Here is a 24,709-nt window from a genome sequence, read left to right as displayed (position 1 = left end):
CTAAAGCTCCCGCGCCGCGAATGTGTCGCACTGGTTCGGGTCGCCCGTCTCGTAGCCCCGCTTGAACCAGGCCATGCGCTGCGCCGACGTGCCGTGCGTGAAGCTGTCCGGCACGACATAGCCCTGCGACTGGCGTTGCAGGCGGTCGTCGCCGATGGCGTTCGCGGCGGTGAGGGCTTCCTCGATGTCGCCGGGTTCGAGCTGCTGTTGCACGGTGCGTGCCCAGAGGCCGGCGTAGCAATCCGCCTGTAGCTCCATCTTCACCTGAAGCGCGTTCCCTTGCGCCTTGCTGACTCGGGCCTGTTGCTGGCGGAGCTCGTTCGAGAGGCCGGTGATCGTCTGGACGTGGTGGCCGACTTCGTGCGCGATCACATAGGCCTGCGCGAAATCGCCGCCCGCGCCGAGCTGCTTTTCGAGCTGATCGAAGAAGCTGGTGTCGATGTAGATCTTCTGGTCCGCGGGGCAATAGAAAGGGCCGGTCGCGGATTGTGCAGTGCCACAGCCGGACTGGCCCTGGCCCGCGTAGAAGACGAGCGTCGGCTCCGGATAGTCCTGCCCGGATTGCTTGAAGATCTTGTTCCACGTGTCTTCGGTGTCGGCGAGGACGGTGCAGGAGAAGCGGTGGAGGTCGCTGCGTTCGCAGCCCTGGCCTTCGCCGGGGGTAGCGGACGGCGCCTGCTGCTGCGTGGGAACGCCGCCCTGCTGGGAAAGGCCGCCGAGGAGTTGCATCGGATCGACGCCGAAGACGAGCGCCAGCACGATGACGATAACAAGGCCGCCGCAGCCCATGCCGCCCTTGCCGCCGATGGGGAGCCTGCCGCCACCCATCGGGAAGCCCATGCCGCCACCGCTGCCGGTCTGGTCCTCGACGTTGTCGCTCATTCTGCGGCCGCGCCAGCGCATGGATGGTCTCCCCGGTTGTTGGACGCTGAAGGTACCGGCTTGCCGCGTGGGCGTAAACTATTCCGCGATGGCCTCTTCGATCACGTCGTAGATACGGGAAAGGTCCGTGTCGTCCGTGCAATAGGGCGGCATCAGGTAGACCGTGTTGCCGAGGGGGCGGAGCAGCATGTCGCGCTCGCGGAACGCCGCGAGCAAACGGGGCCCGAGCGCGGAGAGATAGTTGCCGGTCGTATCCTCGACCTCGACCGCCGTGATCGTGCCGATCTGGCGGGCGTTTCGGATGCGGGGGTGCGTCGCAAGCTTCCCAAGCTTCTGCTCCTGGCGCTGGGTGAGATCGGCGATGCGTTCAAGCACCGGCTCTTCGCGCCAGATCGCGATGTTGGCGACGGCGGCGGCGCAGGAGAGCGGGTTCGCAGTGAAGCTGGACGAATGGTAGAAGAGCTTGGCGCGGTCCTTCGAGAGGTGTGCTTCGAAGATCGGCGGTGTTGCGAGCGTGACGGCGAGCGGGACGGCGCCGCCGGTGAGGCCTTTGGCGAGGCAGAGGATGTCGGGGACGATCCCGGCCTGCTCGCAGGCGAGCAGCGTGCCGGTGCGGCCCCAGCCGGTCATTACCTCGTCGGCGATGAAGAGGACGCCGTGGCGGCGGCAGATGGCGTGCATCTCGCGGAGCGTGTCCGCGCCGTACATCATCATGCCGCCCGCGCCGAGGACGAGCGGCTCGACGATGAAAGCGGCAGGGCTTTCGGTGCGGCAGAGGCGTTCGAGCGTGTCGAGTGTTTCCTGCTCGCGGCCCGCGGCGGGGAAGGGGACGGTGCCGACGTCGAACAGCAGCTGATCGTAAGCGGCGTTGTAGACGCCGCGTTCGCCGACCGACATCGTGCCGATGGTGTCGCCGTGATAGCTGTGCTCCATCACGAGAATGCGGTGGCGCGCGCCGCGATCGCGCCAGTAGCCGAGCGCCATCTTGAGGGCGACCTCGACGGCGGTGGAGCCGCTATCCGAAAAGAAGACGTGCGCGAGCGGGGCGGGCAGCATTTCGACGAGCGCGGCGGCGAGCGTTTCGGCAGGCTCGTGCGTCCAGCCTGCGAAGATCATCTGGTCGAGCTTCGTCGCCTGATCGGCGATGGCGGCCATGATGCGCGGGTGGCAGTGGCCGTGCGTCGTGACCCACCACGAGGAGATGGCGTCGATGATGCGGCGGCCGTCGTCCGTGTAAAGCGCCGAGCCTTCGGCGCGGACGATGCGGGGGATCGGCTCGCCGAGGCCGTGCTGGGTGAAGGGATGCCAGACGGGTGAGGTCATCGGAAATCCTCCAGCCGGAATGCGGACGCGAAGGCGGACGACAGAGACGGTGCGGTGAGGGGGACGCGGGGGAGGCGACCGAGACGCCTGACCTTGCCGATCTCGCAGATCGTGGCTTCGCTGTCTTCGTTGGCGTTGCCGGAAAAGGCGATGCCGAGGATGGGAACGCCGCGCGCGCGCAGCGCCTCCACGGTGAGCAGGCTGTGGTTGATCGTGCCGAGTTCGGTGCGCGCGACGATGACGACCGGGAGGCCCCAGCGGGCGAAAACGTCGGCGTAGAGGATCTGGCGTGTTACCGGGACGAGCGCGCCGCCGGCGCCTTCGACGACGAGCGGATCATGCACCGGAAGGGCGAGGCGGGCGGGATCGATCTCTATGCCGTCAAGCTCGGCGGCGCGGTGCGGCGAGCAGGGCGTCGTGAGACGGTAGGATTCGGGAAGGATGTGATCCGCGGGAAGACCCGAGAGTGCGGCGACGCTTTCCGCATCACTGCCGTCTTCAAGGCCCGCCTGCACGGGCTTCCAGTAATGCGCGCGGAGCGCTCCGGTGAGCGCGGCGGCGAACACCGTCTTGCCGACGCCGGTATCGGTGCCGGTGACGACGATGCGGCTCATGCAAGCACCTCTTCGAAGACGGTGGCGAGGGCCGATACGTCGTCTTCGGTGGCGTTCAGTGTCAGCGAGATGCGCAGGCGCGAGGTGCCCGCGGGCACCGTGGGCGGACGGATGCCGCGCACGTCGAACCCGGCGGCCTGAACGGCGCCCGCCGCGCGCATGGTGCGGGCGTCGTCGCCGAGGATGAGCGGCATCACCTGCGAGCCCGAGATGAGCGCGCCATGTGGGCCCAGCGTACGCTCGGCATGGGCGATGAGCGCGGCGAGCTTTGCACGGCGATCGTCGGCGGTTTCGATGATGCGCAGCGCCGCGCGTACAGCGGCCGCCATCAGCGGCGAAGGGGCGGTCGAGAAGATGAACCCGCGCCCGCGATTGACGAGGAAGTCGTTGACGACGGCGGGCGCGCAGACGAGCGCGCCTTCGCAGCCGAGTGCCTTGCCGCAGGTGTGCAGCGTGATGACGTTGTCGCGGCCTTCAAGCGCCGCCGCGAGCCCGCGGCCACCTTCGCCGAACACGCCGGTTGCGTGCGCTTCGTCTATGATGAGAACGGCGTCGTTCGCATCGGCAAGCGCGGCGAGATCGGCGAGCGGCGCGCGGTCTCCATCCATGCTGTAGAGGCTTTCGACCGCGATCCAGGCGCGGCCCGCGCTACCGCGGCCGCGCCACGCGGCAATCGCATCGGCGAAGGCATCGACGTCGTTGTGGGGCACGGCGACGGCTTCGGCGCGCGTGAACCGCAAGCCTTCGTGGACGCTGGCGTGGATGAGTTCATCATAGACGACGAGATCGCCGCGCTGCGGCAGCGTCGAGACGATCGCCGAGTTCGCCGTGTAGCCGGTCGCGAACCACAGCGCGCTTTCGGCGCCGAAGAAGCGCGCGGCTTCGGCTTCGAGCGTCTCGTGCTCCGGATGATTGCCGCGCAGCAGCCGCGAACCGCCCGAGCCGGCGGGAACACCGCGCGCGACCGCTTCCGCCACTGCGTGGGCGAGCGCGGGATCGCCCGCGAGCGCGAGGTAATCGTTCGATGAGAAATCCGTGCCCGTGCGCGGCATCAGCCGCCTGCGGCGTGAAGCGGCGTCGAGCCGCTGGAGATCGCTGGCAAGGGCCTCGAAAACCGACATGGCGCGCTGCCTAGACCAAGACGGGCCGGAGGGACACGCCTTTTTGATGCTTGCAGGATCGCGTTTTTGTCCCCATCTTTCGAATCGAGTTCAACAAGCGCGAAAGGAGGTGACCGATGTCTCATGGTTCAGCGATGGGGTCGGTTCAGCTCGTTCGGGGGTATCGCGCCTGAGGCTTTTGCCTGAGGATTAGACGGGTTCCCGGGCCGGACTGCCGGCCGCTGACCCATGTTGAAAGGCCGTGCCGGAGCGATCCGGGGCGGCCTTTCTCCTTTTTCGCTGCAGTGCAACCGTTCGGGGCGAAGCGAGCCATGCCCGGGGCAGGCCGTTTTCCGCCGCCGTTTCCTCCGGAACCTTCGCGCTATGCTGCGGTTGCTAGATCGAGGGTGTCGTGCGCCCGATCACTGGAGAGGGAGAAGGATGAAGAATTCCACGTTTCTGAAGGCAGTCGCCATTTCCGCGTTATTGGCTACGCCCGTCGCGGCGCAGGTCGCTGAGCCGGCATCCGAAGCCGCACCGGCAGCGGCTGCGGCGCCCGCCGAAGCCCAGGTTGAAACGGCTGTTGCCGTCGATCCGACGTCGGTCGTCGGCAACGTGCTCGCGACGCCCGAACTCAGCACGCTCGCGCAGGCCGTGAAGGCTGCCGAGCTGGTCGACGATCTTTCGCAGCCGGGGCCGTTCACGGTTTTTGCCCCCAACAATGATGCGTTCGCGCGCCTTGGTGCGGGCACCGTGCAGCAGCTGATGCAGCCGAACGCAAAGGCGCAGCTTTCCGGGCTCGTCAATTATTTCGTGGTTCCCGGCAAGCTGACGCAGGCCGATGTGGTGGCCGCGATCGAAGCGGGCGGCGGCAAGGCCGAGGTGAAAACCGTGCAAGGCAGCACGCTGACCGCGACGCTGGACGCCGGCATCGTCAAGCTCACCGACAGCCAGGGCAATGCGACCTACATCACGAAGCCCGATGTTCAGGCCTCGAACGGTGTCGTTCACGTCGTCAACGGCATTGTGGTTCCGGCGCAGGGTTAAGTAAGGCGCAACGATCACAGTCCGTTCAAGGCTTTACAGGAACGCCCTGCGCCCCTATGCGGCGTGGGGCGTTTCCATTTTGGGCGAATCTGCCCTCTTTATCCCCGATATCCCCGTTATCCACAGGCCCGCGAGGTCATTTTTCGCTTTGGCGACTCACCGATTCGTGAGACCTTCAATGCGTGGTCGGAAGGCGGCGGAAGCCCGGAAACGGACGGAAACTCCCGGAAAACCACCAGGGTCTCGGTTCCATTCCCTGTATGCGGCGCGAGAGCGAAGCCCACAGGAAATACCGATGGTCCTCGATACCGGAAACCCCGGCCCGAAAGCCCGCCAGTGCGAAGCACAGGCGACGTGGATGGACCCCGGCGAACGGCATCGAAATGCGAAACCGGCCGATCCCCCGGGACCGACGGAGACGCAAGCCCCGAAGCCTGAACGTCAGCCGCATGGCTGAATGGCGCAGGACCAACGGAGCGAGTGGGGGCTGGCCGAAAGGTCAGCCCCCGTTTGCTTTGAAACGGGGCGGAGAGCCGTCCATGCCGGGCTGCAAACGGCAGCTTTCTGCGCTTCCGGTGCTCACGTACTGATGTACGCTGCGCGCCGGTTCTCGAAATCCACCATTTTCGCCACGGCCTGAACGGCTCTGCGCCCCGTTTCGCGCGTGTCTTGGTGTCATTCCGCTTTGTGTTTGAGCACTTCCTGGCGGACGCGGACGGAGCGGGTGGCGATGCCGGTTTCGACGAGGAAGATGATGAGGCCGGTGACGATGAGCGCCATGGCCGCGATAAAGAGGACGGCGACGATCGTGCCCACCGCCGCGTCGGCAAGATCGCCCACGAACAGCACGCCGATGACGAGGCAGATCGCGAGCGCGCTCGCGACGCACGCATAGATCGCCCAGTGCACCAGCACCATGCGGCGATCGAGCACGACGAGCTCGGCCATCGCCCGGCTGCGCATCGTCTCGTCGTAGCCGTTGATGTCCCTTTCGAGCGCGCGGGCGCGGTCGACGACGCGGCCCAGCCGGTTCGCCATCACGTTGAGCAGTGCGCCGATGCCCGCGATAAGAAACACGGGCGCGATCGCGAGCTGAACGGCGTGGCCGATGTCGGCGATCTGCACGCCTGTGAAGGGTGAGGGGTCCATGGCCCGCACCCTTGCCGGGCGTGGGCTGTCAGTCAATCCGGCCAGTCGATCGAGTGGAAACGCGGCGTGTCACCATGACTGCACGGCACGAAAGTTCGGCCAGGATCGAAATGGTACGAACAAGAAACGATGAAGTTGAATCTGATAGTTGTTCTTTGATTGGACTTGCTGGTATTGCTCAGGAACGGCAAATTCTGCCGGAACGGGGGAAATCATGAAGTCATCTAACCGGGCGCATCGCGCCCATCGCTGTATTGCGGCTTTGAGCCTGGCCTCGTTGCTTGCCAGCGGCGCGTTCGCGCAGGCTCCGGCCGCCGCGCCTGCCGCTCTTGCGGCTGCCCCCGCGGCGCTAGCACCTGCGGTTTCCGTGGAAGTGTCTGCTGCGGAACCGGAGCAGCCCGCGCTGACACGCATGGTGCTGCCGGCGAATACGGAGATTCTGCTCAGCATGAACGAAGAGCTGAACACCAAGCGGAACGTGCAGGGCGATACATTCTACATGACCGTCGTACACGACGCGAAGGTGGGCGATCAGGTGGCCATCCCGAAGGGCGCGCGCGCCGCCGGTGAAATCACGTGGCGGACGGGCAAAGGGGCGTTCGGCAAATCCGGCAAGATGGATATTGCGCTCCGCTATGTGGAGGTGCAGGGACAGCGCTTGCCGCTGGTCGGCACCTTCCGCCAGGAAGGCGAAGGCAACACGGTGGGGACCGTCGCTGGCGTGGTCGCCGCGGGTGTGTTTGCGGCCTTTATCACGGGGAAGTCGGGCATTGTTCCGCGCGGACGCGAACTCGCGGTGCACACGAAGGACGATCTTGTGCTGAACGTCCGCCGGCCTTCGGTGTTGCCGCTGCTGGTCGCGACGCCAGCTGCCGCGGCGACCGCGAGCAGCGATGTCGTCCCTGCGGCAACGGAAGCGGCGGTTCAGTCGACGACGACAACGGTCGTGGTTCCCGCTGCCGAAGCACAGGGCGTGACGACGAAGCCGCAACCCTGACGAAAGATGCGGCGAGCGGCGGAGTACTTGCTCCGCCGCCTCGTCCTTATGGCGCCGGTTCGACGACGGATCGAAATCGGTGAGATTCAGGCGCCCTGCCGCGCGCCGTCACGCGCGATCGGCGGCGTATCGTAGAAATCGACGCGCATCTTCATCGGCCCGAGCGGTTCGACGAAATGGTCCTGCTGGGGCAGCAACAGGCCGGAGCTGCCCTGTTCCAGCACCATGTCTGACGGTGGATCGAGCCAGGTGAGCTTCAGGCGGCCTTCGAGCACCCGGACGACGCCCCAGACGCCCGCCTTCGTATTGTGACGCCTGCGGAGTGCATCGGGCAGGGTGCGCTCGTCGAACACTGGCGTCGAGCGGTAGGGGGCGGGCATCTCAGGCGACCTGACGCGCGGCCGCGCCGGGCCGCTGGAACATCGCGTACTGAAGGCTTTCGCTGATGCGCTGGGCCTTTTCCTGTAGCGCTGCTGCGGCGGCGGGCGACATGACATCGCTCGTCGTTCGTGCCCAGAGCGCAAGCCAGCGATCGAACAGCGCGGGGGTGATGCGGCGAACATGCTTCAGATGCGCCATCATCGGATTGCCCTTGTAGCGCCCGCTCGTCAGCATCACCGACGACCAGAAGGCCGTCAGCTTTTCAAGATGTTCCGGCCAGTCTCCGATGGCATCGTTGAAGATGGGGCCAAGCTCCGGATCCGTGCGCACGCGCGCATAGAACACGTCGACCAGCATCTTCAGTTTGTCGTCGTCGATGTCCATTCGGAGGCTCCGACTCGTTTCTGCACACCGGCAATCATGGGCTTTGAAAGATGTATTTAAAATACATATAATGTGCGTGCGACGAAATGGCAGGAGACCGCAGCGTGCGGCTGACACGTTACACGGACTATGCGGTGCGGGCTCTGATGCATCTTGCCGTGCATCCGGACCGGCTTTGCTCGATCGGCGAAATTGCCGATGCCTACGCCATTTCGCGCAATCACCTGATGAAGATCGTCAATGACCTCGCGAACGCCGGCTATGTCGCGAGCGAGCGCGGACGCTTTGGCGGTATACGGCTGGCGCGGCCCGCGGCGGAGATCGGTATCGGCGATCTCGTGCGCCATACGGAGGGTGAGGAGGCGCTTGCCGACTGCGGAGGCTGCGTCGTCGCGCCGGCGTGCGGCCTTTCGGGCGCACTCGGCGAGGCGCTCGGCGCGTTCATGGGCGTGTTGGACGGCTATTCGCTGGCCGACATCACGCGGAGGCGCGCCGCGCTCGGCGCGCTGCTTGGCGCGGCGGCCTGACCGCTACTCCGCCGCTTCGCCCTCCAGCGCCAGTTCGGCCGCCTTCGATTTCCGCTTCGCCTTGGGTTTCGGCATCTGCATCGGGGCGGCGAGGGGCTTCTTTTCGAGCAGGGGTTTCAGGTAGCGGGCGGTGTAGCTGGCTGCGACCTTCGACACGGTTTCAGGGGTGCCTTCGGCGACCACGCTGCCGCCCGCATTGCCGCCTTCGGGGCCAAGGTCGATGATCCAGTCGGCGGTCTTGATGACCTCCAGGTTATGCTCGATGACGACGATGCTGTTGCCCTGCTCGACGAGCGCGTGGAGCACTTCGAGGAGCTTGCGCACGTCTTCGAAATGGAGGCCGGTCGTGGGCTCGTCGAGGATGTAGAGCGTCTTGCCTGTCGAGCGGCGCGAGAGTTCCTTCGCGAGCTTCACGCGCTGCGCCTCGCCGCCCGAAAGCGTCGTCGCCTGCTGGCCGACATGGATGTAGCCGAGGCCGACTTCGACGAGCATGCTCATCTTGTCGCGGATGGACGGCACGGCCTTGAAGAATTCGGCGGCGTCCTCCACCGTCATGTCGAGCACGTCGGCGATCGACTTGCCCTTGAACTTCACCTCCAGCGTTTCGCGGTTGTAGCGCTTGCCCTTGCAGACGTCGCACGTGACGTAGACATCGGGCAGGAAGTGCATCTCGATCTTGAGCATTCCGTCGCCCTTGCACGCCTCGCAGCGGCCGCCCTTCACGTTGAAGCTGAAACGGCCGGGCTTGTAGCCGCGTGCTTTTGACTCCGGGAGTTCCGCGAACCAGTCGCGGATGTTGGTGAAGGCGCCTGTATATGTCGCGGGGTTCGAACGCGGGGTGCGGCCGATCGGCGACTGGTCGATGTCGATGACCTTGTCGAGATGTTCGAGGCCCTTCACATCATCGACCTGCGCGGAGACGAGGCGCGCGCCGTTCAGCGCCCGCGCGGCGGCGGCGTAGAGCGTGTCGATCGTGAAGGTCGACTTGCCCGAACCCGAGACGCCGGTGATGCAGGTGAAGGTGCCGAGCGGGATCGAGACGTTGATGTTCTTGAGGTTGTTCGCGCGCGCGCCCTTCACGGTGAGTTTCTTGCCGTTGCCCTTGCGGCGCACCTCCGGCACCGGCACCGCGCGGCGGCCGGAGAGATAGTCGCCGGTGAGGCTGTTCGGATTGGCGAGGATGTCCGCGAGCGTGCCTTCGGCGACGACCTGTCCGCCGTGGGCGCCCGCGCCTGGACCCATGTCGATGACGTGGTCGGCGGTGCGGATCGCGTCTTCGTCATGCTCGACGACGAGCACGGTGTTGCCGAGATCGCGCAGGCGCTTCAGCGTTTCGAGCAGGCGGTCGTTGTCGCGCTGGTGGAGGCCGATCGAGGGCTCGTCGAGCACGTAAAGCACGCCGGAAAGGCCGCTGCCGATCTGGCTCGCAAGCCGGATGCGCTGCGACTCGCCGCCGGAGAGCGTGCCCGACTTGCGGTCGAGATTCAGATATTCGAGGCCGACGTTGTCGAGGAAGCCGAGGCGCTCGACGATCTCTTTCAGGATGCGTTCGGCGATCTGCTTCTGTTGGTCGTTGAGGTGGGCGGGGAGGCCCTTCGCCCAGCGGAAGGCATCACCGACCGGGCGTCGGACGGCGTCTGCGATCGTCTCGCCGGCGATCTTCACGGCGAGCGCTTCGGGCTTCAGGCGGGCGCCGTTGCAGGTTTCGCAGGGTGCGGCGGACTGGAAGCGCGAAAGCTCGTCGCGCATCCACTGGCTGTCCGTCTCGCGCCAGCGGCGGTCGAGATTGTTGACGACGCCCTCGAAGGGCTTCTTCACCTCGTAGGTCTTGCGGCCGTCCTCGAAGCGGAGCGTGATCGGCACGCCGCCGGTGCCGTTCAGGACCACGTCCTGGATTTCCTCGGGCAGTTCGTTCCACGGCGTGCGCAGCGAGAAATCGTAGACGCGCGCGACGGAACGGAGCACCTGCATATAATAAGGCGAGGGCGGGTTGGACTTCGCCCACGGCACCACCGCGCCCTGCTCGATGCTGAGGTTCTGGTTCGGGACGACGAGTTCGGGATCGAAGTAGAGCCGCTCGCCGAGTCCGTCGCAGGCGGGGCAGGCGCCGTGCGGCGAGTTGAACGAGAACAGGCGCGGCTCGATCTCCGGGATCGTGAAGCCCGAAACAGGGCAGGCGAACTTCTGCGAGAACAGGATGCGCTCGCCATCGCCCTTCTTCTTGCCATCGACAAGCTCCACCACCGCCAGACCTTCGGCGAGGCCGAGCGCGGTTTCGAAACTGTCGGCGAGGCGGGTTTCAAGGCCGGCCTTCACGACGAGGCGGTCCACGACCACGTCGATGTCGTGCTTGTATTTCTTGTCGAGTGCGGGGGCCTCTTCGATGGGGTAGACGGTGCCGTCGATCTTCACGCGCTGGAAGCCGGTGCGCCGCCACTCGGCGATTTCCTTGCGGTACTCACCCTTGCGTCCGCGCACGACGGGGGCGAGGAGCATCAGGCGGGTGCCTTCGGGCATCGCTATCACGCGGTCGACCATCTGGCTGACCTGCTGCGCGGCGATCGGTTCGCCGGTGGCGGGCGAATAGGGGATGCCGACGCGCGCCCACAGGAGCCGCATGTAGTCGTAGATCTCGGTGACGGTGGCGACCGTGGAGCGCGGGTTCCTCGAGGTGGTCTTCTGCTCGATGGAGATGGCGGGGGAGAGACCGTCGATATGATCGATGTCGGGCTTCTGCATCAGCTCGAGGAATTGCCGCGCGTAGGCGGAGAGCGACTCGACGTAGCGGCGCTGGCCCTCCGCGTAGATCGTGTCGAAGGCGAGGGACGACTTGCCGGAGCCCGATAGGCCCGTGACCACCGTCAGCGTTTCGCGCGGAATATCGAGGCTGATGTTCTTGAGGTTGTGCTCACGCGCGCCGCGGATCGAAATGTGGGTCAGCATAAGGAGGGCTGTCGTTTCCTGTTTGTTCCGGTCGGACACTAGCCGCAAAACGGCGCCGGGGGAAGACAGGAGATGGGGACAGCAGGCGCGCTTGGCAAGAATGGGAAACGGCGGGACTGAATGGCGGCAGAGCACTTAGGCATTTTGCGTTTATGTGGCAGTTGCGGAGACAATCCATGTTGCGGCTCCGAGGCTAACCTTGCCGTCCTTTTCGCGTGCTGACAACGCAGCCCGTACACGCGGTTCGGCTTCCGGCATGAGTTCGGGCATTTCTCTCAGGACTTTCCCCAAGGCACCAACGCGTGTGATTACCTTCAACATAGCGTCGGTGTTACCGCTGGATATGAGGGCATCGTGTGCCTTGATGTCGATACGGGTGAAGCCCACCGTTCGAAGAACGTGATCAATGGTATCGGCGTCTTCAAAGCTGAATGGCGTTTTATCGATCCTTACTGGCAAACCTGCTGCCTCGACGGGAAGCACGTCCAGTTCATTTTCCTGCATTGATCGCCAGCAGATGAAGCCGATCCTGCCGTTGAGTTTAAGCATTCTGTGTATGTTGGCAAATGCCTCGGTCGGTTCAGCGAAGAACATTGTCCCAAATCGAGAGAAGGCGCTATCGATGCTCCGGGAAGGCAAACGCAGGGTGGCGGCATCTTCCTGCAACAATGTTACCTGCGTCAGATGGGTCGTTCTAGTCCGAGCAACCTCCAAGACACGAGGGGCTATATCGACACCGACAACGCGGCCTTCGGTCCCCACCCGCTCTGCCAACTGTAAAATCGTTTCTCCTGCGCCACAGCCTATATCCAGAACCGTTTGACCTGACGCCGGAGCCAGAGCCTCCATGGCAGCCAAGCCCAATGGAGACATTTGCAGATCAATCAAATCCGCCAAATCAGCCCGAGCTTGATCGCCGACATCCTGCACTTTCGAAAGCGCTTCCATGTGGCCAGTCTGAAACGGAACGCACTTCACTGCAACGTTCGTCATCAAAGGTTTGCGAGAGTTTTCAGCGAGATGCGCAAACGCTTACCCTACACCGCCCCATAACTCGCGTAGTGCGACCAGAAATCGTTATCCCTCGCGAAATTCGTGAAGCTCATGCCGATGGTGACGTCGAGCCCTTCGACATGGTGCCACCAGCCGACGGGGAGGAACAGGGCTTCGCCGGGGGCGAGGTCGGCGATCATCACGGGTGGGCGGGTGCCGTCGCCGGGGCCGGGTTCGAGGGGTTCGCTACCCCAGTCGCTGAAGCAGTGGCGGCTGTTGCGCATCAGCGCGCTGTGATGGCTGGAGACGAGGCGGACGCGTTTGCGGCCCGCGATCTGGAGCAGCAGATTGTTGGTGAGATCGTGGTGCCACGGGGTGATCGTGCCCTTGGGGCCGATCCAGAGGAAACCGCCGGGGCCGCCGGGCTCGGCGAGATAGCCGGGGATGGGGCCGGTGTCCGCATAGAGCGGGGCGAGGGCTTCGCGATTGTGCGTGTGGTTGTTGGCGGTGACGTAGAAATCGTTCGTCGGCGCCGTCTCGCTGGCGCGCAGGCGGGCGATGATTTCGCGGAAGGTATGCACCGCGCCGTGCGCATCCGAATTGCGCTCGTAGTCCTTGTCGGCTTCGCGGCCCCATTGCACGCGGACTTCGGCATTGCCGAGACGGGCTTCGAAATCATCGAGCGACCAGCGCTTCATCGCGGGCCAGTGATCGACGAGGCCGGTGAGGACGACCGGGCGATGCGCGGCATAATGTTCGGCAAAGAACGTATCGGCGGACGGCGCGTGGACGCGCGGCACCTCGCCCGAGGCGGGTGCTGCGAGCTTCGCATAGTTGGCGAGGAACCAGTCGCGCTTCTGGAGGCGCTGGCGCAATCGCTCTCCGGCGGCGAGATAAGGACTCTTCCGGGCGCGCTCGATTTCCGACACGGCGAGCGCATGGCCGATGCCTCGGCTCGCGATCCGCTGCGCGAGGCGCGCGGGATCATCGCCACCGAGCAGCGCTTCGGCGATCTCGCGGCGGAGATCGTCGTTCACCGCGGAGGCCGCGCCGCCGCCGCCTGCCTTCCTCATCTTGCTCATGCCTGCCCGATCATCGTGTTCGTGCGCCGTCTATGGGCGGTCGATGTTTCACCGATTTGACACATAGTCGTTTTCGTCAGGCGCTGTCAGCCGTTCGTCGACGGCAATGATCGTTCGTCGAGCGGGCTTCGCGGGCAATCGAAGCGGTGCGGCGGCGACAAACGAAGCACGGTATCTACAGGATGCGGATCGGGAGCGACGGACCCCACAGTCCCAGCAAGTCCGGACGTTCCCGGTTCGCAGCCAGAAATTCTCCGCCTCCCACAGGCGAAACAGGAAGGACCGCCCTCGATGACCCTCGTGAAGATCAGCGCGATTGCGTTCGCCGCCGCAATGACGACCGCCGCTTTCGTTCCCGCAGCCTATGCCATGGATGAAACCATCGTCGAAGCGAACACGGTGCGCCCGGTCGCGCATGTGAAATACGGCGATCTCAACCTTGCCAGCGATGCCGGCGTGAAGACGCTGCACGGCCGCGTGCGCCGCGCCGCCAATGCGATGTGCTTCGAGGGCGGACGCCAGGACCCGCGCCGCGACGCGCTTTCGATGGAATGCCGTAACGCCGCGATCGCGAGCGCCGCGCCGCAGATCACTGCCGCGATCAACAACGCCGGTACGCAGGTCGCTGCGAACGCCGGTGCGGCGATCACGATCGCGATGCCGTAAAAGGCGGCAATCCCAGATGCCGCCGACAGGGCGGGCACCACGTCCCAGGGGTGCCCGCCCTTTTTCTTTTTGGGTGCGCGATTATTTGCCGGTGATGCGCTTCACGTCGGAGAGATAGGTGCGGCCGATGCGGTGATCGCCGCCGTCGCCGAGATCGACCGACCACACGCCGTAGCCGAGATGGACGAGGCCCTTGATACGCTCGCGCCGGATAATCTTCGAACGGTGGATGCGGATGAAGAGATCGGGGTCCAGCCTTCGCTCCAGTTCCTTGATCGTCTGGTGAAGCAGGAACGAGCGGTCGGCGGTGTGCAGCCGCATATAGTCCCTCTCGGCCTCGACCATATCGATCGCGTCGACATCGACGCGGATGATCTCCGAACGGTGCGGAACCCAGAATTCCTTGACATAGCCATCGTCTTCCGCAGGCCCTGCGGGCGCATTCACGCGCAGCTCGCGCACGCGCGCCAGCGCCTTGCCGAGGCGCGCTGGATCGACCGGCTTCAACAGATAATCGGCGGCCGCGACGTCGAACGCGGTGACGGCATATTGATCGAACGCCGTGACGAACACCACGGCGGGACGCTGCGGCAGACGCTGGACCGCCTGCGCGACGCCGATCCCGTCGAGACCCGGCATCGAAATATCGAGCAGCAGGAGATCGGGGGAGAGCGCCTCAATGAGGCGCAGCGCCTGGCCGCCGGTGCTCGCGGTTCCAACGAGATTGACGTCATCGAAACGCGCAAGCAGCACCTGCATCCGTTCGATCGCCATGGCTTCATCGTCGACGACGAGCGTACGGAGGGGGCTATCAGGCATGGGACACCGGTCGTTTCACGGGAATGGCAATGTCGACGCGGAAGCCGCCGCCCGGCCACGGGCCTGCCTTGAATGCCGCGGCATCGCCGAAGCGCGCGCGCAGGCGATCGCGGACATTGTTGAGGCCGGTGCCGGTGCCATCCACCTGCGCCTGCGGTGCGGCAAATGCGCCGTCGTCCTCAACCACGATGTGGAGCATCGCATCGTGCAGGCTTGCCTTCACGCGGATGCACACCGGCGCGTTCGAAGGCGACACCGCGTATTTCACGGCGTTCTCGATCAGCGGCTGGAGGATGAGGCTGGGCACGCGCAGCCGTTCCGCTTCGGGGGCGATGTCGAAATCGAATTCGAGGCGGTCGCCAAAGCGGGCGCGTTCGACCTCGAGATAGAGGCGCTGCTGATCGAGTTCGTCGGCGAGCGGAATGTCCTCGGTCGGGTCGCTGGTGAGGCTCGCACGGAAGAAGGTGGAGAGGTTGAGGATCATCCGTTCCGCCTCGTCGTTGCGATTGGTGAGGACCAGCGACGACAGGGAGTTCAGCGTGTTGAACAGGAAATGCGGATTGATCTGATAGCGCAGCGCGCGGAGCTGTGCGGCCTGCGCCTCCTCGCGGAAGGCAGCGGCGCGGCGTTCCGCTTTCGCGGCATCGGCCGCGTAGCCGAGCGCCAGATGGAAGGCCGCCCATGCCGCGAAGAAGAAGAACCAGGTGACCGTGCCCTCGAAAATGATCGCCAGCAGCATGGCGAGCGAGCGCTCCTTGTGCGCGAGATCCTCGGCGACGGAGGGCAGCGGCTCATAGACGTAGAAGGCGTAGAAATTGAACGTGGTGAACAGCGCCGCGGCGGGCACGCAGAGCAGGAACATCATCAGCGCGCGTCTGCGCAGGGGGGCTTTTTCGAGCGGGGCGAGCGCAAGATACAGCGCCCAGCTGAGTGTCATGCCGATGATCGTGACCACCGCACGCCGCCCGGCCATCGGAAGCAGCTCTTCGAAGCCGAGCGCGAATGCGCGCAGCGTGACGATGAGGAAATAGAAGAGCCAGAAGCCGAAAATCGACTGGATGGCTGTGCGTGCGGAATCGTTAGCGAGCACGCCTTTTAGCAACGACCTGTTCATTGGCGCCCACGATAGCGCATTCCCGCGGCGATTGCGCGGGGGAAGGTATATCCTTCGTCGAAGCGCATGGCCGCTTCGCAGGAAATTCGAGAGCAAAAGAAAAGCCCGGCGCGTCGTGAGTACGAAACGCGCCGGGCCATTCCTGTTTTAACGCTTACTTCTTCGGCGCAGGCCGCGACGACGGACGCGGTCCGCGACGGCGCGGCGTGAGGCCCGCAGGCGCAGCCGGCTTCGCGGGCGCAGCCGCAGCAGGCTTCGCAACCGCAGCCTTCGGTTTCGGACCCGGCTTCGCCTTTGCGGCAGCCGGAGCAGCAGTCACTGCCGGCTTCGGTGCAGCGGCCTTCGGCTTGGGACCGGGCTTGCCCTTCGGCTTCGCCGGTGCGGCAGCCTTGGCGGCTTTCGGCTTCGGACCCGGCTTGCCCTTGGGCTTGGCGGGTGCCGACACCGACGGAGCGGCGGCGGCAGGCGCGGCTGCCGGCTTCGCGGGCGCAGCGGCCTTCGGCTTCGGACCCGGCTTCGCTTTCGCCTTCGCGGGGGCCTTCACGGCCGGCTTCGCAGCGGCCTTCGGTGCGGCGGCTTTCGGCTTCGGACCGGGTTTGCCCTTCGGCTTCGCCGGTGCCTTCACGGCCGGCTTCGCAGCAGCTTTAGCGGCCTTCGGCTTGGGACCCGGCTTGCCCTTCGGCTTGGCGGGCGCCGAAACGGCGGGCTTCGCCGCAGCAGGCTTCGCAGCCGCTTTCGGCTTCGGACCGGGCTTGCCCTTCGGCTTCGCCGGTGCCTTCACGGCCGGCTTCGCAGCGGCCTTCGGCGCGGCGGCTTTCGGTTTCGGACCCGGCTTCGCTTTCGCCTTCGCCGGTGCCTTCACGGCAGGCTTCGCAGCAGCCGCTTTGGGTTTCGGACCGGGCTTGCCCTTCGGCTTCGGACCCGGCTTCGCCTTCGGTGCAACCTTGGCGCCGATGCTTGTCGACGCAGCAAATTTCGTGATCTCGCTCGCGACGTTGCTGGCGAGTTCCTTGGCAATCTTTTCGAAGCCGGAGCGTGACTTGATGTCGTCGACAATGGTCTGCACGCCGCTCTTGCGCAGCGTCGACGAAGCCTGATCGAGCCACTGCCCGAACATCGCTTCCGCACGTGCCTGCAGCTGCGCACCGGCGGCTGCGAGATGTTCACCGAAATCCGAACCCGTCGACTGCTTCTTCGCAGCCGGCTTCTTCGCGGCCGGTTTGGCAGCGCTAACCTTCTTCGGCTTCTTCGCCTTCGCTACCGTTTCTTTCTTCTTCGCCATCATGATCTCCCATTGACGGATGGAGGACGCTAACATGTCCACAAAATTTGAAAAACTACCAACGCGCAGATAGTTCGTAATAATTGCCATATTCTTGATGGAATTAGTCATGGCAAAACGCAAGACAGGATTTCTTGAGACGCGCCTGATGCTGAAGGCCGAGGATGTAAAGCAACTGAAACGCGATCCCGAAGATAAGGATGCAAAGCGCGATATCGAACGCGGCGAAAGTTTCCCGGCAAGCGGATGCGCTCTCGCAGACGCAGCCGGAACATGACTGAGGGGAGGCAGGAAATACGATGACGGTTACCAAGCTGATAACACGCCGCATCGAGAAGCCGTGGGGCCGGCGGCATCTCTCACCTTTCTTTGAAGACGTCCCGGAGGATGATGAAAAGATTGGAGAGATCTGGTTCGAGACTCCCGACGGGCGCGACCCTGACCTTCTTATAAAGTACCTGTTCACGAGTGAGCGATTGTCCGTGCAGGTGCACCCCGACGATGCCGCCGCGCGTGCCGCCGGCTATGCGCGCGGCAAGGATGAAGCGTGGCTCGTGCTTGCCGCAGAACCACACGGCACGGTCGGCCTCGGCACGGTGCGTCCGCTGTCTGCAGACGAATTGCGCGAGGCTGCCATCGACGGTTCGATCGAGCAATTGATCGACTGGAAGCCGGTGAAGGCGGGTGATTTTATTTACTCACCGGCAGGCACCGTCCATGCGATCGGCGCCGGAGTCACCATCATCGAGATCCAGCAGAACGTCGATCTCACCTACCGACTCTATGATTATGGACGCCCGCGCGAGCTCCACCTCGAAGAGGGAGTCGCGGTTTCGAATGCGCATCCGTTCTTCGTTTCGGACGAACGGCACGACCTCTCCCGGGGACGCACGCTGCTGTCCGCGGGTGGAAAATTCGTCGTCGAACGCTGGCGCACCGGCGCGCGCCTGCACCTGCGCCCGCCGCGCGATCGGCCGGTATGGATCACGGTGATCGATGGCCGAGCCGGTGATGCACGATCGGGCGAGACGCTGCTCGTGGAAGGCGATGCCGATCTCGAAGCCGTGCCCGGCAGCGATCTCCTCGTCTCCTATCCCGGCAGCGAGGTGGCGACGATCCTGGAATTCTGAAAGCGCGTCACGCGCGGCGCGCGGTCTCCAGCGGCTCGCGCGTTACCGGATAGCCGATGCCTTCCGGGATGCAGAGATGGAGGCCGCCGTCGCACATGCGGACCTCGGGCTGCACGGTGACGACCGGCGTTTCCATCGCGTGCGTGATAAGTGCGTCGACGCTCGCGTGCTGCGCGAGGCGTTCGAGATTGCGGCGCGTGGGGAACATCACTTCGGCTTCCTGACGGTCGGCGCGTGCGATCGCCTCCGACGGCGTGATCCACCACGAGGTCGTCGCTTCGTTGCCGTCGTGCCCCGCGTTCGCACCCTCGGGGAGCCGTGCGAGATAAAAGCGTGTGTCGTAGCGCTTGCCGTGAAGACCGGGCGGCGGCACCCAGCGCGCGAAGGGAAAGAGCACGTCGAGATCGATCTGCTGATCGTGACGCGCGAGGAAATCGGAGAACGCGAGCGCCCGCGACGCGATCGCCGGCTGCGCTTCGATGAAGTCACGCGGTGCGATCTCCGGCCCGTGCGTGAGCAGCACGCCCGCCTCCTCGAAGCTTTCGCGGACCGCGGCGACGCGCGCGGCGATTTCTTCAAGATCGAGATCGTGGCGGCTCGCAACCAGCCGCGATGCGGCGAGGTTCATGTCGTGCGCATCCACCTTGCCGCCGGGAAAGGCGATCATGCCCGCCGCGAAGCCCATCGTCTGCGCGCGGGTCTGCATGAAGATCTCGGGCGTGCTCGATCCTTCGCGCAGAAGGATCAGCGTGGCGGCGGGCTTGGCGTCGTCGTTCGTGGACATGCGGCGTATGTGGACCCGCAATGCCTGCTTGCCAAGCGGGGCAATGCCTATCATTTTCTCATCCATGGGCCCGATCGAACTGCTCGGTGTCGCCGCCAGCCTCAGCCTGCTCGCGGGATGGCGTCTTTATGCCACCGTATTCGCCGCAGGCCTCGCGATGCGTTTCGGCCTTCTCGACCTGCCGCAGCATCTTCAAAGCCTCGATGTTTTCGCAAGCCCCTGGGTGATCGGCGTTGCCGCAATCGGCCTCGTCGTGGAGTTCTTCGCCGACAAGATCGCGTGGCTCGACAGCATCTGGGATGCGATCCACACCGCGATCCGGCCACTCGGCGGGGCGCTCATAGCGCTCGCCGTCATCGATGCGGGCGATCCGGCATGGCAGGTGGCGGCGTTCCTGCTCGGCGGCGGTGCGGCGTTCGTCAGCCACAGCGCGAAGGCGAGCGGCCGCGCGGTCGTGAATGCGAGTCCCGAGCCGTTCTCGAACGTGATCGTTTCGGGGGTGGAGGACATTCTCACCATCGGCGGGCTCACGCTCACGCTTGTCGATCCGGTGCTCGCCGGGATCGTCGCCGTATCGCTTCTCGCGGTAACCTTACTTCTTCTTTACCAAGCTGGCGCATCCTGAAGCGCATCGACGTGGTGCTGCGGAAACTCTGAAATGACCTTCATGGAAGATTATGCCCGGGATGGTTACGCCATCATCCGGCAGTTCTTTTCGCCTGCCGACATCGCGCGGATCGGTGCGGCGATCGATGGCGTATATGCGGAAGCCGCCGCGCACGGGCAGAGCTTCCGCCATGGCAATCTCTTCTACAAGATCGCGGACGGCGACGTGCGCATGGCGCAGTGGCCTTCGTGGCGCAGCGACGTGCTGGATGAGGCACGCACCGATCCGCGCTTCGCGGCACTGCTCGGCGGGATGATCGGCGACGACATCAAACAGATCATCAACCAGATCCACTGGAAGCGTCCGGGCGGGAAGGGCGACTTCGCCTTCCATCAGGACTCACGCTTCCGGCGACCGCCGGACGCCTATCGCAATCTCGGCGCGAGCTACGTGCAGACCGGTCTCGCGATCGATCCGCATAATGCCCGCTCGGGCGGGATGCGCATCCTTCCCGGCAGCCACAGGCTCGGTGCGCTCGACATGGAAATCGCAGGCGCGGTGATGGACAATGCCGCCGCCGAAGACACGCTCGTCGCGCTTGGCCTCGATCCTTCGGGGCTCATCGACCTCGATCTCGAACCCGGCGACCTTGCGCTGTGGAGCCCCTACCTCGTGCATGGATCGGGCACCAACCGCGCCGATCACCACCGGCGCTTCTACATCAACGGCTACGTGCGCGCCGCCGATTGCGACCGCGGCGAGTGGGCGTTTCGCGGCGGCGCCCCCGTTCCGCTGGGCGCCGAACCGTCGCTCGTTCACTACGAACAGCTCCGCGAGCGGCCGGAGCCGCACTATGTCGGTTGATGGGAAAACAGGAAATCCGGATGGTGGAGCTGAGGGGAATCGAACCCCTGACCTCTGCAGTGCGATTGCAGCGCTCTCCCATCTGAGCTACAGCCCCGATCCGGACGGCGCTCTATAACGATGCCTCCCCGTCGATGCAACGGGGTTTGCACGGCCTCCGAAAATCGCCTTCAGGCCTGCGCTTTCTTGATGCGCTCGTGGTGGCGGATCACCTCATCGATGATGAAGCGCAGGAACTTTTCCGCGAGTTCCTCGTCCAGCTTCGCATCGGCGGCGAGCCTCCGCAGCCTTGCGATCTGGCGGGCTTCCCGGTCCGGATCGGCGGGCGAGAGCCCTGCGGTGGCCTTGTATTCGCCCACGGCCTGCGTGATCTTGAAGCGCTCGGCGAGCATGTGGATGAGGGCCGCGTCGATATTGTCGATGCTGCTGCGGTATGCGGCGAGGCGATCATCTTTCCGGTCGTCGGTCATCAGGCTCCCCAAAACATCGGCGCGTCGATGTGGCGCGGTGACAAAGCGCCGTGGATGTAGCATGGACGCATGACAGCGGAAACGTCATGGGACAAGTCAGAGTCGTGAGCGCCACCATCCACAGGTTGAATCCGGCAGAGCCTGCGCCGTCCATCGACGGACTGATGCAGCTTGTGGCGCCCGAAATGAACTCCGTGAACCAGATCATCCTCGACCGGATGCAGAGCCCGGTGGCGGTGATCCCGGCGCTCGCGGGGCACCTGATCTCGGGCGGCGGCAAGCGGCTGCGGCCGATGCTGACGCTCGCCTCGGCGCGCCTGCTCGGCTATTCGGGCGAGCGGCACCACAAGCTCGCGGCGAGCGTGGAGTTCATCCACACCGCAACGCTGCTCCACGACGACGTGGTGGACGGATCGGACCTGCGGCGCGGCAAGAAGGCGGCGAACCTCATCTGGGGCAACCAGGCGACGGTGCTCGTCGGCGACTTCCTGTTCAGCCGCGCATTCGAGCTGATGGTGGAAGACGGCTCGCTGCGTGTGCTCAAGATCCTCTCGAACGCCTCCGCCGTGATCGCACAGGGCGAGGTCGACCAGCTGATGGTCGCGCGCCAGATCGAGACGAGCGAGGAAAAATACCTGCAGGTGATCACTGCGAAGACCGCAGTGCTGTTCGCCGCCGCGTGCCAGATCGCCGCCGTGGTCGCGGAACGCGACGAGGCGTGCGAGGGCGCGCTCGAAAGCTATGGCCGCAACCTCGGCATTGCGTTCCAGCTCGTGGACGACGCGATCGATTACATGTCCGACGCTGAAACCATGGGCAAGGGGCAGGGGGACGACTTCCGCGAAGGCAAGCTGACGCTGCCCGTGATCCTCGCCTACCGCCGCGGGGACGACGAGGCGCGGCGCTTCTGGCGCGACGCCATGGAAGGCCGCCGCAAGTCCGACGAAGACCTCGCCGAAGCGATCGAGCGGCTGAAAACGTCTGGCTCGATCGCCGATACGCTGGCGCGCGCGCGGCACTACGGCGAGCTCGCCATCGATGCCATCGCCGACATGCCGGCGAGCAGCGCCAAGGCGGCGCTTACCGAAACCGTGCGTTTCGCGATCGCGCGCGCATTCTGAGCGCTTGACGCGCGGCCCGAGGCTGCGCCATTGGCGTTTCCACGAGCTTTCAAGGACGAGGACAGATGGCTGCCCGGATTTACCAACGCCCGAAGAACGCGATGCAGAGCGGCAAGGCGCGCACGCAGGAATGGGTGCTGGAGTTCGAGCGCGCGGACCCGCAGCGCCCCGATCCGCTCACCGGCTGGGCAGGCTCCGCCGACACGCGCCGCCAGCTGACGCTGCGCTTTGACACCGCCGAGGCCGCCAAGGCCTATGCCGAGCGCGAGGGCTTCGCCTACACGGTGCTGCCGCCGCGCACGCACCGCCTGAAAATCCAGACCTACGCCGACAATTTCAAATAGTGCGCATTTGCGCTAAGGCCCCTCGCGGGCGCCCGTAGCTCAGTCGGATAGAGCACGAGCCTTCTAAGCTTGGGGTCGCAGGTTCGAATCCTGCCGGGCGCGCCAGTTTTTTGTTGTCCCTCAGGCGCCGGGCGGCGACATTCGTCGCCTTGGCTTTCCTCGCATAAGCTCGGGCGGCCGGTCGGCCTTGCGAACCCGTTCGGGTTCGAAATCGAGCCTTTCGGATGTGCGGGCGAAGCGCCCCGGGGGCTGGCCGACGTGGCGGCTGAAGGCGGTGCTGAACGTGCTCGCCGAGCCGTAGCCGACGCGGCTTGCCACTTCATCAAGCGCCAGAGTGTCGCCGCGCAGGAGATCCTTCGCGACAGCCATGCGCCACGCTACCAGGTATTCCATTGGGCGGAGCCCGACCATGCGAACGAAGCGATCGAAGAACGCCGAGCGCGACATGCCTGCCGTTTTTGCCAATGCGTCCACGGTCCATGGCCGCTTCGGATCGCCGTGCATCTGGCGCAGCGCCGCCGCGATGCGCGCGTCTGCGAGCCCGCGCAAAAGGCCCGGCGGCGTATCTTTCCGCGACGACGCGCGCAGGGATTCGACCAGCAGAAGTTCGACAAGATGTGTAAGCACGAATTCGCGGCCGGGCCGCTGAGCGCTCGCTTCCTCGCCGAAAAGCCGCACTAGCGTGGCAAGCCGCTCGTCGCCGTGGATGTGGATCATCGACGGCAGGAGCGACACGATGAGGCCCGCATCCGGAGAGTCGAAAAGGAAATAGCCGCCTTGCAGGCGGACGTCGGCGGGGCCGTCCGCACGACCGTGGCGGATGTCCTCGCCCGGCGACAGCATCTCGTGCGGGTCGATCCGCTTCGGTGTGGCCGGTTCGAGGCCGGACATGGTGAACGCCGGTGTGGCGGGCAGGAGCACGAAGTCACCCTGCTCAAGGGTGACTGGCATCTCGCCCGCGACCACGAGGCGGCAGCGCCCCTCGATCACCGCGCAGAAGCCTGGGTGTCCGAACGCCGTGTAGTTCACAGCCCAGCGCCCCGCGCCGCTGATCCCTTTGGAAAAGACGGCGCGGGGACGGAGAAGTGCGATCACCTGAGCGAGTGGGTCTGCCATTTCCGGACTATTGCAAATGAATATAGGACCGATGATTGATGATAGTCCATCATGACGGACTTATCCTTCTCCTGTCAATCGCGACCGAAAGAAGGAACCACCATGAAAACTATCCTCATCACCGGCTGCTCGTCCGGCTATGGCCTCGAAACCGCGCGCCACTTCCTTGCGCAGGGCTGGCACGTCGTGGCGACCATGCGCGTGCCCCGCGCGGACATCTTGCCGCCATCCGAGCGGCTGCGTGTGTTGTCGCTGGACGTGACGAATGCTGAAAGCATCGCGGCGGCGCTCGATGCCGCGGGGCCGATCGATGTGCTGGTCAACAATGCAGGCATCGGCGTGGTGGGCGCGTTCGAGGCGACGCCGATGCCCCACGTGCGCAAGGTCTTCGAGACGAACACCTTCGGCACCATGGCGATGACGCAGGCCGTGATCCCGCAGTTCCGCGCGCGCCGATCCGGCGTGATCGTGAACGTTACATCCAGCGTGACGCTGGCGCCGATGCCGCTGGCGGCGGCCTACACGGCAAGCAAGCAGGCCATCGAAGGCTTTACAGGATCGGTTGCCCACGAACTCGCGCACTTCGGCATCCGCGCCAAGCTGGTGGAACCCGGCTATGCACCGACGACCCGCTTTGCGCACAACAGCGACGTGCGAATCGAAGATCTGATTCCGAAGGCCTACGCGGATTTCGCAGCCCCGATCTTTGCGGCCTTCGCACAGCCCGCACTGGTGACGAAAGAAACGGACGTCGCCGAAGCCGTGTGGAAGGCGTCGAACGACCTGACCGGTCAGTTGCGGTTTCCCGCGGGGCCGGATGCGGTGGCGCTGGCGCAGGCTGCCTGATGTCGCCGCATTCTAGAGCGCGCTGCGTGAAATCCGACGCAGGGCGCGCGCTCTATCTCTTTGTTGACGCATCGTTTCTGGCGGAAAACCGGTTTCCACATTTCCGCACGATGCTCTAAAAAGA

At 65.0% G+C, this 24,709-nt stretch carries 27 protein-coding genes and 2 tRNA genes; 12 read left to right on the top strand and 17 right to left on the bottom strand.

Going from position 1 to position 24,709, the window contains the following annotated elements; all coding sequences use genetic code 11:
- Genes ACE3TJ_RS03250 through ACE3TJ_RS03235 form a run of 4 tightly spaced genes read right to left on the bottom strand, consistent with a single transcriptional unit; the run spans nucleotide 1 to nucleotide 3,940 of the window.
- The gene (locus ACE3TJ_RS03250; RefSeq protein ID WP_374593793.1) at nucleotides 1–903 is read right to left on the bottom strand and encodes a neutral zinc metallopeptidase; all 903 of its coding nucleotides are present in this window, start codon (nucleotides 901–903) and stop codon (nucleotides 1–3) included.
- A gap of 57 nt (nucleotides 904–960) precedes the next feature.
- Entirely contained in the window at nucleotides 961–2,205 is a 1,245-nt protein-coding gene (locus ACE3TJ_RS03245) for an adenosylmethionine--8-amino-7-oxononanoate transaminase (RefSeq protein ID WP_374593791.1), read from the bottom strand.
- The gene (gene bioD / locus ACE3TJ_RS03240) at nucleotides 2,202–2,819 is read right to left on the bottom strand and encodes a dethiobiotin synthase (protein ID WP_374593789.1); all 618 of its coding nucleotides are present in this window, start codon (nucleotides 2,817–2,819) and stop codon (nucleotides 2,202–2,204) included. The genes ACE3TJ_RS03245 and bioD overlap by 4 nt, the downstream gene beginning before the upstream one ends.
- A complete protein-coding gene (locus tag ACE3TJ_RS03235) occupies nucleotides 2,816–3,940 on the bottom strand; it encodes an 8-amino-7-oxononanoate synthase (protein ID WP_374593787.1) in 1,125 nt (374 codons plus the stop codon). The genes bioD and ACE3TJ_RS03235 overlap by 4 nt, the downstream gene beginning before the upstream one ends.
- 420 nt (nucleotides 3,941–4,360) lie before the next feature.
- Here ACE3TJ_RS03235 and ACE3TJ_RS03230 point away from each other — a divergent pair, with 420 nt between their 5' ends.
- Nucleotides 4,361–4,966, top strand: a complete 606-nt coding sequence (locus tag ACE3TJ_RS03230) for a fasciclin domain-containing protein (protein ID WP_374593785.1) — start codon at nucleotides 4,361–4,363, stop codon at nucleotides 4,964–4,966.
- 675 nt (nucleotides 4,967–5,641) lie between these two features.
- Here ACE3TJ_RS03230 and ACE3TJ_RS03225 read toward each other — a convergent pair.
- Entirely contained in the window at nucleotides 5,642–6,115 is a 474-nt protein-coding gene (locus tag ACE3TJ_RS03225) for a DUF2721 domain-containing protein (RefSeq protein WP_374593783.1), read from the bottom strand.
- Between the two features lie 214 nt (nucleotides 6,116–6,329).
- Here ACE3TJ_RS03225 and ACE3TJ_RS03220 point away from each other — a divergent pair, with 214 nt between their 5' ends.
- Complete coding sequence (locus tag ACE3TJ_RS03220; protein ID WP_374593781.1) at nucleotides 6,330–7,112, top strand: hypothetical protein; 783 nt, start codon at nucleotides 6,330–6,332, stop codon at nucleotides 7,110–7,112.
- An 86-nt stretch (nucleotides 7,113–7,198) separates the two neighbouring features.
- On the opposite strand, the gene ACE3TJ_RS03215 is transcribed toward ACE3TJ_RS03220, so the two are convergent.
- Nucleotides 7,199–7,492, bottom strand: a complete 294-nt coding sequence (locus ACE3TJ_RS03215) for a DUF1971 domain-containing protein (RefSeq protein WP_374593779.1) — start codon at nucleotides 7,490–7,492, stop codon at nucleotides 7,199–7,201.
- A 1-nt stretch (nucleotide 7,493) separates the two neighbouring features.
- On the bottom strand, nucleotides 7,494–7,877 hold the full coding sequence (locus tag ACE3TJ_RS03210; protein WP_374593777.1) for a group III truncated hemoglobin: 384 nt from the start codon (nucleotides 7,875–7,877) through the stop codon (nucleotides 7,494–7,496).
- 104 nt (nucleotides 7,878–7,981) lie between these two features.
- Here ACE3TJ_RS03210 and ACE3TJ_RS03205 point away from each other — a divergent pair, with 104 nt between their 5' ends.
- Nucleotides 7,982–8,404: an Rrf2 family transcriptional regulator gene (locus ACE3TJ_RS03205; RefSeq protein ID WP_374593775.1), complete on the top strand. Its 423-nt coding sequence runs from the start codon at nucleotides 7,982–7,984 to the stop codon at nucleotides 8,402–8,404.
- 3 nt (nucleotides 8,405–8,407) lie between these two features.
- On the opposite strand, the gene uvrA is transcribed toward ACE3TJ_RS03205, so the two are convergent.
- The 3 genes from uvrA to ACE3TJ_RS03190 form a co-directional block, all read right to left on the bottom strand.
- Nucleotides 8,408–11,347: an excinuclease ABC subunit UvrA gene (uvrA, locus tag ACE3TJ_RS03200; RefSeq protein WP_374593773.1), complete on the bottom strand. Its 2,940-nt coding sequence runs from the start codon at nucleotides 11,345–11,347 to the stop codon at nucleotides 8,408–8,410.
- Nucleotides 11,348–11,497: 150 nt separating this feature from the next.
- Nucleotides 11,498–12,295 (bottom strand): class I SAM-dependent methyltransferase, encoded by a 798-nt coding sequence (locus tag ACE3TJ_RS03195; RefSeq protein WP_374593771.1) that lies wholly within the window; start codon nucleotides 12,293–12,295, stop codon nucleotides 11,498–11,500.
- Nucleotides 12,296–12,384: 89 nt separating this feature from the next.
- Entirely contained in the window at nucleotides 12,385–13,422 is a 1,038-nt protein-coding gene (locus ACE3TJ_RS03190) for a cupin-like domain-containing protein (RefSeq protein WP_374593769.1), read from the bottom strand.
- Nucleotides 13,423–13,713: 291 nt separating this feature from the next.
- Here ACE3TJ_RS03190 and ACE3TJ_RS03185 point away from each other — a divergent pair, with 291 nt between their 5' ends.
- The gene (locus tag ACE3TJ_RS03185) at nucleotides 13,714–14,088 is read left to right on the top strand and encodes a UrcA family protein (RefSeq protein WP_374593767.1); all 375 of its coding nucleotides are present in this window, start codon (nucleotides 13,714–13,716) and stop codon (nucleotides 14,086–14,088) included.
- An 81-nt stretch (nucleotides 14,089–14,169) separates the two neighbouring features.
- Here the strand turns inward: ACE3TJ_RS03185 and ACE3TJ_RS03180 are convergent, their stop codons facing one another.
- The 3 genes from ACE3TJ_RS03180 to ACE3TJ_RS03170 form a co-directional block, all read right to left on the bottom strand.
- Nucleotides 14,170–14,907, bottom strand: a complete 738-nt coding sequence (locus ACE3TJ_RS03180; protein ID WP_374593765.1) for a LytR/AlgR family response regulator transcription factor — start codon at nucleotides 14,905–14,907, stop codon at nucleotides 14,170–14,172.
- Nucleotides 14,900–16,021: a sensor histidine kinase gene (locus tag ACE3TJ_RS03175; RefSeq protein WP_374593763.1), complete on the bottom strand. Its 1,122-nt coding sequence runs from the start codon at nucleotides 16,019–16,021 to the stop codon at nucleotides 14,900–14,902. The genes ACE3TJ_RS03180 and ACE3TJ_RS03175 overlap by 8 nt, the downstream gene beginning before the upstream one ends.
- Before the next feature lie 154 nt (nucleotides 16,022–16,175).
- Complete coding sequence (locus tag ACE3TJ_RS03170; protein ID WP_374593761.1) at nucleotides 16,176–17,303, bottom strand: hypothetical protein; 1,128 nt, start codon at nucleotides 17,301–17,303, stop codon at nucleotides 16,176–16,178.
- A 97-nt stretch (nucleotides 17,304–17,400) separates the two neighbouring features.
- Here ACE3TJ_RS03170 and ACE3TJ_RS03165 point away from each other — a divergent pair, with 97 nt between their 5' ends.
- Together ACE3TJ_RS03165 and ACE3TJ_RS03160 are read left to right on the top strand one after the other, a co-directional pair.
- A complete protein-coding gene (locus ACE3TJ_RS03165; RefSeq protein WP_374593759.1) occupies nucleotides 17,401–17,580 on the top strand; it encodes a hypothetical protein in 180 nt (59 codons plus the stop codon).
- A 22-nt stretch (nucleotides 17,581–17,602) separates the two neighbouring features.
- Nucleotides 17,603–18,433, top strand: a complete 831-nt coding sequence (locus tag ACE3TJ_RS03160) for a class I mannose-6-phosphate isomerase (protein ID WP_374593757.1) — start codon at nucleotides 17,603–17,605, stop codon at nucleotides 18,431–18,433.
- A 7-nt stretch (nucleotides 18,434–18,440) separates the two neighbouring features.
- Here the strand turns inward: ACE3TJ_RS03160 and ACE3TJ_RS03155 are convergent, their stop codons facing one another.
- Entirely contained in the window at nucleotides 18,441–19,271 is an 831-nt protein-coding gene (locus ACE3TJ_RS03155; RefSeq protein ID WP_374593755.1) for an NUDIX domain-containing protein, read from the bottom strand.
- Here ACE3TJ_RS03155 and ACE3TJ_RS03150 point away from each other — a divergent pair.
- Nucleotides 19,261–19,842 (top strand): DUF4126 domain-containing protein, encoded by a 582-nt coding sequence (locus ACE3TJ_RS03150; RefSeq protein WP_374593753.1) that lies wholly within the window; start codon nucleotides 19,261–19,263, stop codon nucleotides 19,840–19,842. The two genes, ACE3TJ_RS03155 and ACE3TJ_RS03150, sit on opposite strands and share 11 nt — an antisense overlap.
- Before the next feature lie 33 nt (nucleotides 19,843–19,875).
- Nucleotides 19,876–20,688, top strand: coding sequence for a phytanoyl-CoA dioxygenase family protein (locus tag ACE3TJ_RS03145; protein ID WP_374593751.1), 813 nt, complete (start codon nucleotides 19,876–19,878; stop codon nucleotides 20,686–20,688).
- A gap of 21 nt (nucleotides 20,689–20,709) precedes the next feature.
- On the opposite strand, the gene ACE3TJ_RS03140 is transcribed toward ACE3TJ_RS03145, so the two are convergent.
- Both ACE3TJ_RS03140 and ACE3TJ_RS03135 read right to left on the bottom strand, forming a co-directional pair.
- A tRNA-Ala gene (locus tag ACE3TJ_RS03140) sits at nucleotides 20,710–20,785 on the bottom strand.
- 73 nt (nucleotides 20,786–20,858) lie between these two features.
- Complete coding sequence (locus tag ACE3TJ_RS03135; protein WP_374593749.1) at nucleotides 20,859–21,158, bottom strand: chorismate mutase; 300 nt, start codon at nucleotides 21,156–21,158, stop codon at nucleotides 20,859–20,861.
- Between the two features lie 104 nt (nucleotides 21,159–21,262).
- Here ACE3TJ_RS03135 and ACE3TJ_RS03130 point away from each other — a divergent pair, with 104 nt between their 5' ends.
- The 3 genes from ACE3TJ_RS03130 to ACE3TJ_RS03120 all read left to right on the top strand — a co-directional run bounded on the left by ACE3TJ_RS03130 (nucleotide 21,263) and on the right by ACE3TJ_RS03120 (nucleotide 22,728).
- Entirely contained in the window at nucleotides 21,263–22,279 is a 1,017-nt protein-coding gene (locus ACE3TJ_RS03130) for a polyprenyl synthetase family protein (protein ID WP_374599291.1), read from the top strand.
- Nucleotides 22,280–22,344: 65 nt separating this feature from the next.
- Nucleotides 22,345–22,623 (top strand): ETC complex I subunit, encoded by a 279-nt coding sequence (locus tag ACE3TJ_RS03125; protein WP_374593747.1) that lies wholly within the window; start codon nucleotides 22,345–22,347, stop codon nucleotides 22,621–22,623.
- 28 nt (nucleotides 22,624–22,651) lie between these two features.
- Nucleotides 22,652–22,728: transfer RNA gene (locus tag ACE3TJ_RS03120), tRNA-Arg, on the top strand.
- Nucleotides 22,729–22,743: 15 nt separating this feature from the next.
- On the opposite strand, the gene ACE3TJ_RS03115 is transcribed toward ACE3TJ_RS03120, so the two are convergent.
- The gene (locus tag ACE3TJ_RS03115; protein WP_374593745.1) at nucleotides 22,744–23,739 is read right to left on the bottom strand and encodes an AraC family transcriptional regulator; all 996 of its coding nucleotides are present in this window, start codon (nucleotides 23,737–23,739) and stop codon (nucleotides 22,744–22,746) included.
- 102 nt (nucleotides 23,740–23,841) lie between these two features.
- Here ACE3TJ_RS03115 and ACE3TJ_RS03110 point away from each other — a divergent pair, with 102 nt between their 5' ends.
- Complete coding sequence (locus tag ACE3TJ_RS03110; protein WP_374593743.1) at nucleotides 23,842–24,585, top strand: SDR family oxidoreductase; 744 nt, start codon at nucleotides 23,842–23,844, stop codon at nucleotides 24,583–24,585.
- Nucleotides 24,586–24,709 lie beyond the last annotated feature (124 nt).

The sequence above is a fragment of the Sphingosinicella sp. genome (genome assembly GCF_041916975.1).
Classification (GTDB): domain Bacteria; phylum Pseudomonadota; class Alphaproteobacteria; order Sphingomonadales; family Sphingomonadaceae; genus Sphingosinicella.
Note: the sequence above shows the minus strand (reverse complement) of the source record. Positions and strands in the feature narration are given on the sequence as shown.

Excerpts from the sequence above, each read along its gene's own strand:
- ACE3TJ_RS03180 (WP_374593765.1), bottom strand. The coding sequence starts at position 14,907 with ATGCCTGATAGCCCCCTCCGTACGCTCGTCGTCGACGATGAAGCCATG.
- ACE3TJ_RS03195 (WP_374593771.1), bottom strand. The coding sequence starts at position 12,295 with ATGGAAGCGCTTTCGAAAGTGCAGGATGTCGGCGATCAAGCTCGGGCT.
- ACE3TJ_RS03155 (WP_374593755.1), bottom strand. The coding sequence starts at position 19,271 with ATGATAGGCATTGCCCCGCTTGGCAAGCAGGCATTGCGGGTCCACATA.
- ACE3TJ_RS03220 (WP_374593781.1), top strand. The coding sequence starts at position 6,330 with ATGAAGTCATCTAACCGGGCGCATCGCGCCCATCGCTGTATTGCGGCT.
- uvrA (WP_374593773.1), bottom strand. The coding sequence starts at position 11,347 with ATGCTGACCCACATTTCGATCCGCGGCGCGCGTGAGCACAACCTCAAG.
- ACE3TJ_RS03145 (WP_374593751.1), top strand. The coding sequence starts at position 19,876 with ATGACCTTCATGGAAGATTATGCCCGGGATGGTTACGCCATCATCCGG.
- ACE3TJ_RS03160 (WP_374593757.1), top strand. The coding sequence starts at position 17,603 with ATGACGGTTACCAAGCTGATAACACGCCGCATCGAGAAGCCGTGGGGC.
- ACE3TJ_RS03215 (WP_374593779.1), bottom strand. The coding sequence starts at position 7,492 with ATGCCCGCCCCCTACCGCTCGACGCCAGTGTTCGACGAGCGCACCCTG.
- bioD (WP_374593789.1), bottom strand. The coding sequence starts at position 2,819 with ATGAGCCGCATCGTCGTCACCGGCACCGATACCGGCGTCGGCAAGACG.
- ACE3TJ_RS03245 (WP_374593791.1), bottom strand. The coding sequence starts at position 2,205 with ATGACCTCACCCGTCTGGCATCCCTTCACCCAGCACGGCCTCGGCGAG.
- ACE3TJ_RS03175 (WP_374593763.1), bottom strand. The coding sequence starts at position 16,021 with ATGAACAGGTCGTTGCTAAAAGGCGTGCTCGCTAACGATTCCGCACGC.
- ACE3TJ_RS03225 (WP_374593783.1), bottom strand. The coding sequence starts at position 6,115 with ATGGACCCCTCACCCTTCACAGGCGTGCAGATCGCCGACATCGGCCAC.
- ACE3TJ_RS03125 (WP_374593747.1), top strand. The coding sequence starts at position 22,345 with ATGGCTGCCCGGATTTACCAACGCCCGAAGAACGCGATGCAGAGCGGC.
- ACE3TJ_RS03150 (WP_374593753.1), top strand. The coding sequence starts at position 19,261 with ATGCCTATCATTTTCTCATCCATGGGCCCGATCGAACTGCTCGGTGTC.
- ACE3TJ_RS03110 (WP_374593743.1), top strand. The coding sequence starts at position 23,842 with ATGAAAACTATCCTCATCACCGGCTGCTCGTCCGGCTATGGCCTCGAA.
- ACE3TJ_RS03250 (WP_374593793.1), bottom strand. The coding sequence starts at position 903 with ATGCGCTGGCGCGGCCGCAGAATGAGCGACAACGTCGAGGACCAGACC.
- ACE3TJ_RS03210 (WP_374593777.1), bottom strand. The coding sequence starts at position 7,877 with ATGGACATCGACGACGACAAACTGAAGATGCTGGTCGACGTGTTCTAT.
- ACE3TJ_RS03170 (WP_374593761.1), bottom strand. The coding sequence starts at position 17,303 with ATGGCGAAGAAGAAAGAAACGGTAGCGAAGGCGAAGAAGCCGAAGAAG.
- ACE3TJ_RS03165 (WP_374593759.1), top strand. The coding sequence starts at position 17,401 with ATGGAATTAGTCATGGCAAAACGCAAGACAGGATTTCTTGAGACGCGC.
- ACE3TJ_RS03135 (WP_374593749.1), bottom strand. The coding sequence starts at position 21,158 with ATGACCGACGACCGGAAAGATGATCGCCTCGCCGCATACCGCAGCAGC.
- ACE3TJ_RS03190 (WP_374593769.1), bottom strand. The coding sequence starts at position 13,422 with ATGAGCAAGATGAGGAAGGCAGGCGGCGGCGGCGCGGCCTCCGCGGTG.
- ACE3TJ_RS03235 (WP_374593787.1), bottom strand. The coding sequence starts at position 3,940 with ATGTCGGTTTTCGAGGCCCTTGCCAGCGATCTCCAGCGGCTCGACGCC.
- ACE3TJ_RS03185 (WP_374593767.1), top strand. The coding sequence starts at position 13,714 with ATGACCCTCGTGAAGATCAGCGCGATTGCGTTCGCCGCCGCAATGACG.
- ACE3TJ_RS03230 (WP_374593785.1), top strand. The coding sequence starts at position 4,361 with ATGAAGAATTCCACGTTTCTGAAGGCAGTCGCCATTTCCGCGTTATTG.
- ACE3TJ_RS03115 (WP_374593745.1), bottom strand. The coding sequence starts at position 23,739 with ATGGCAGACCCACTCGCTCAGGTGATCGCACTTCTCCGTCCCCGCGCC.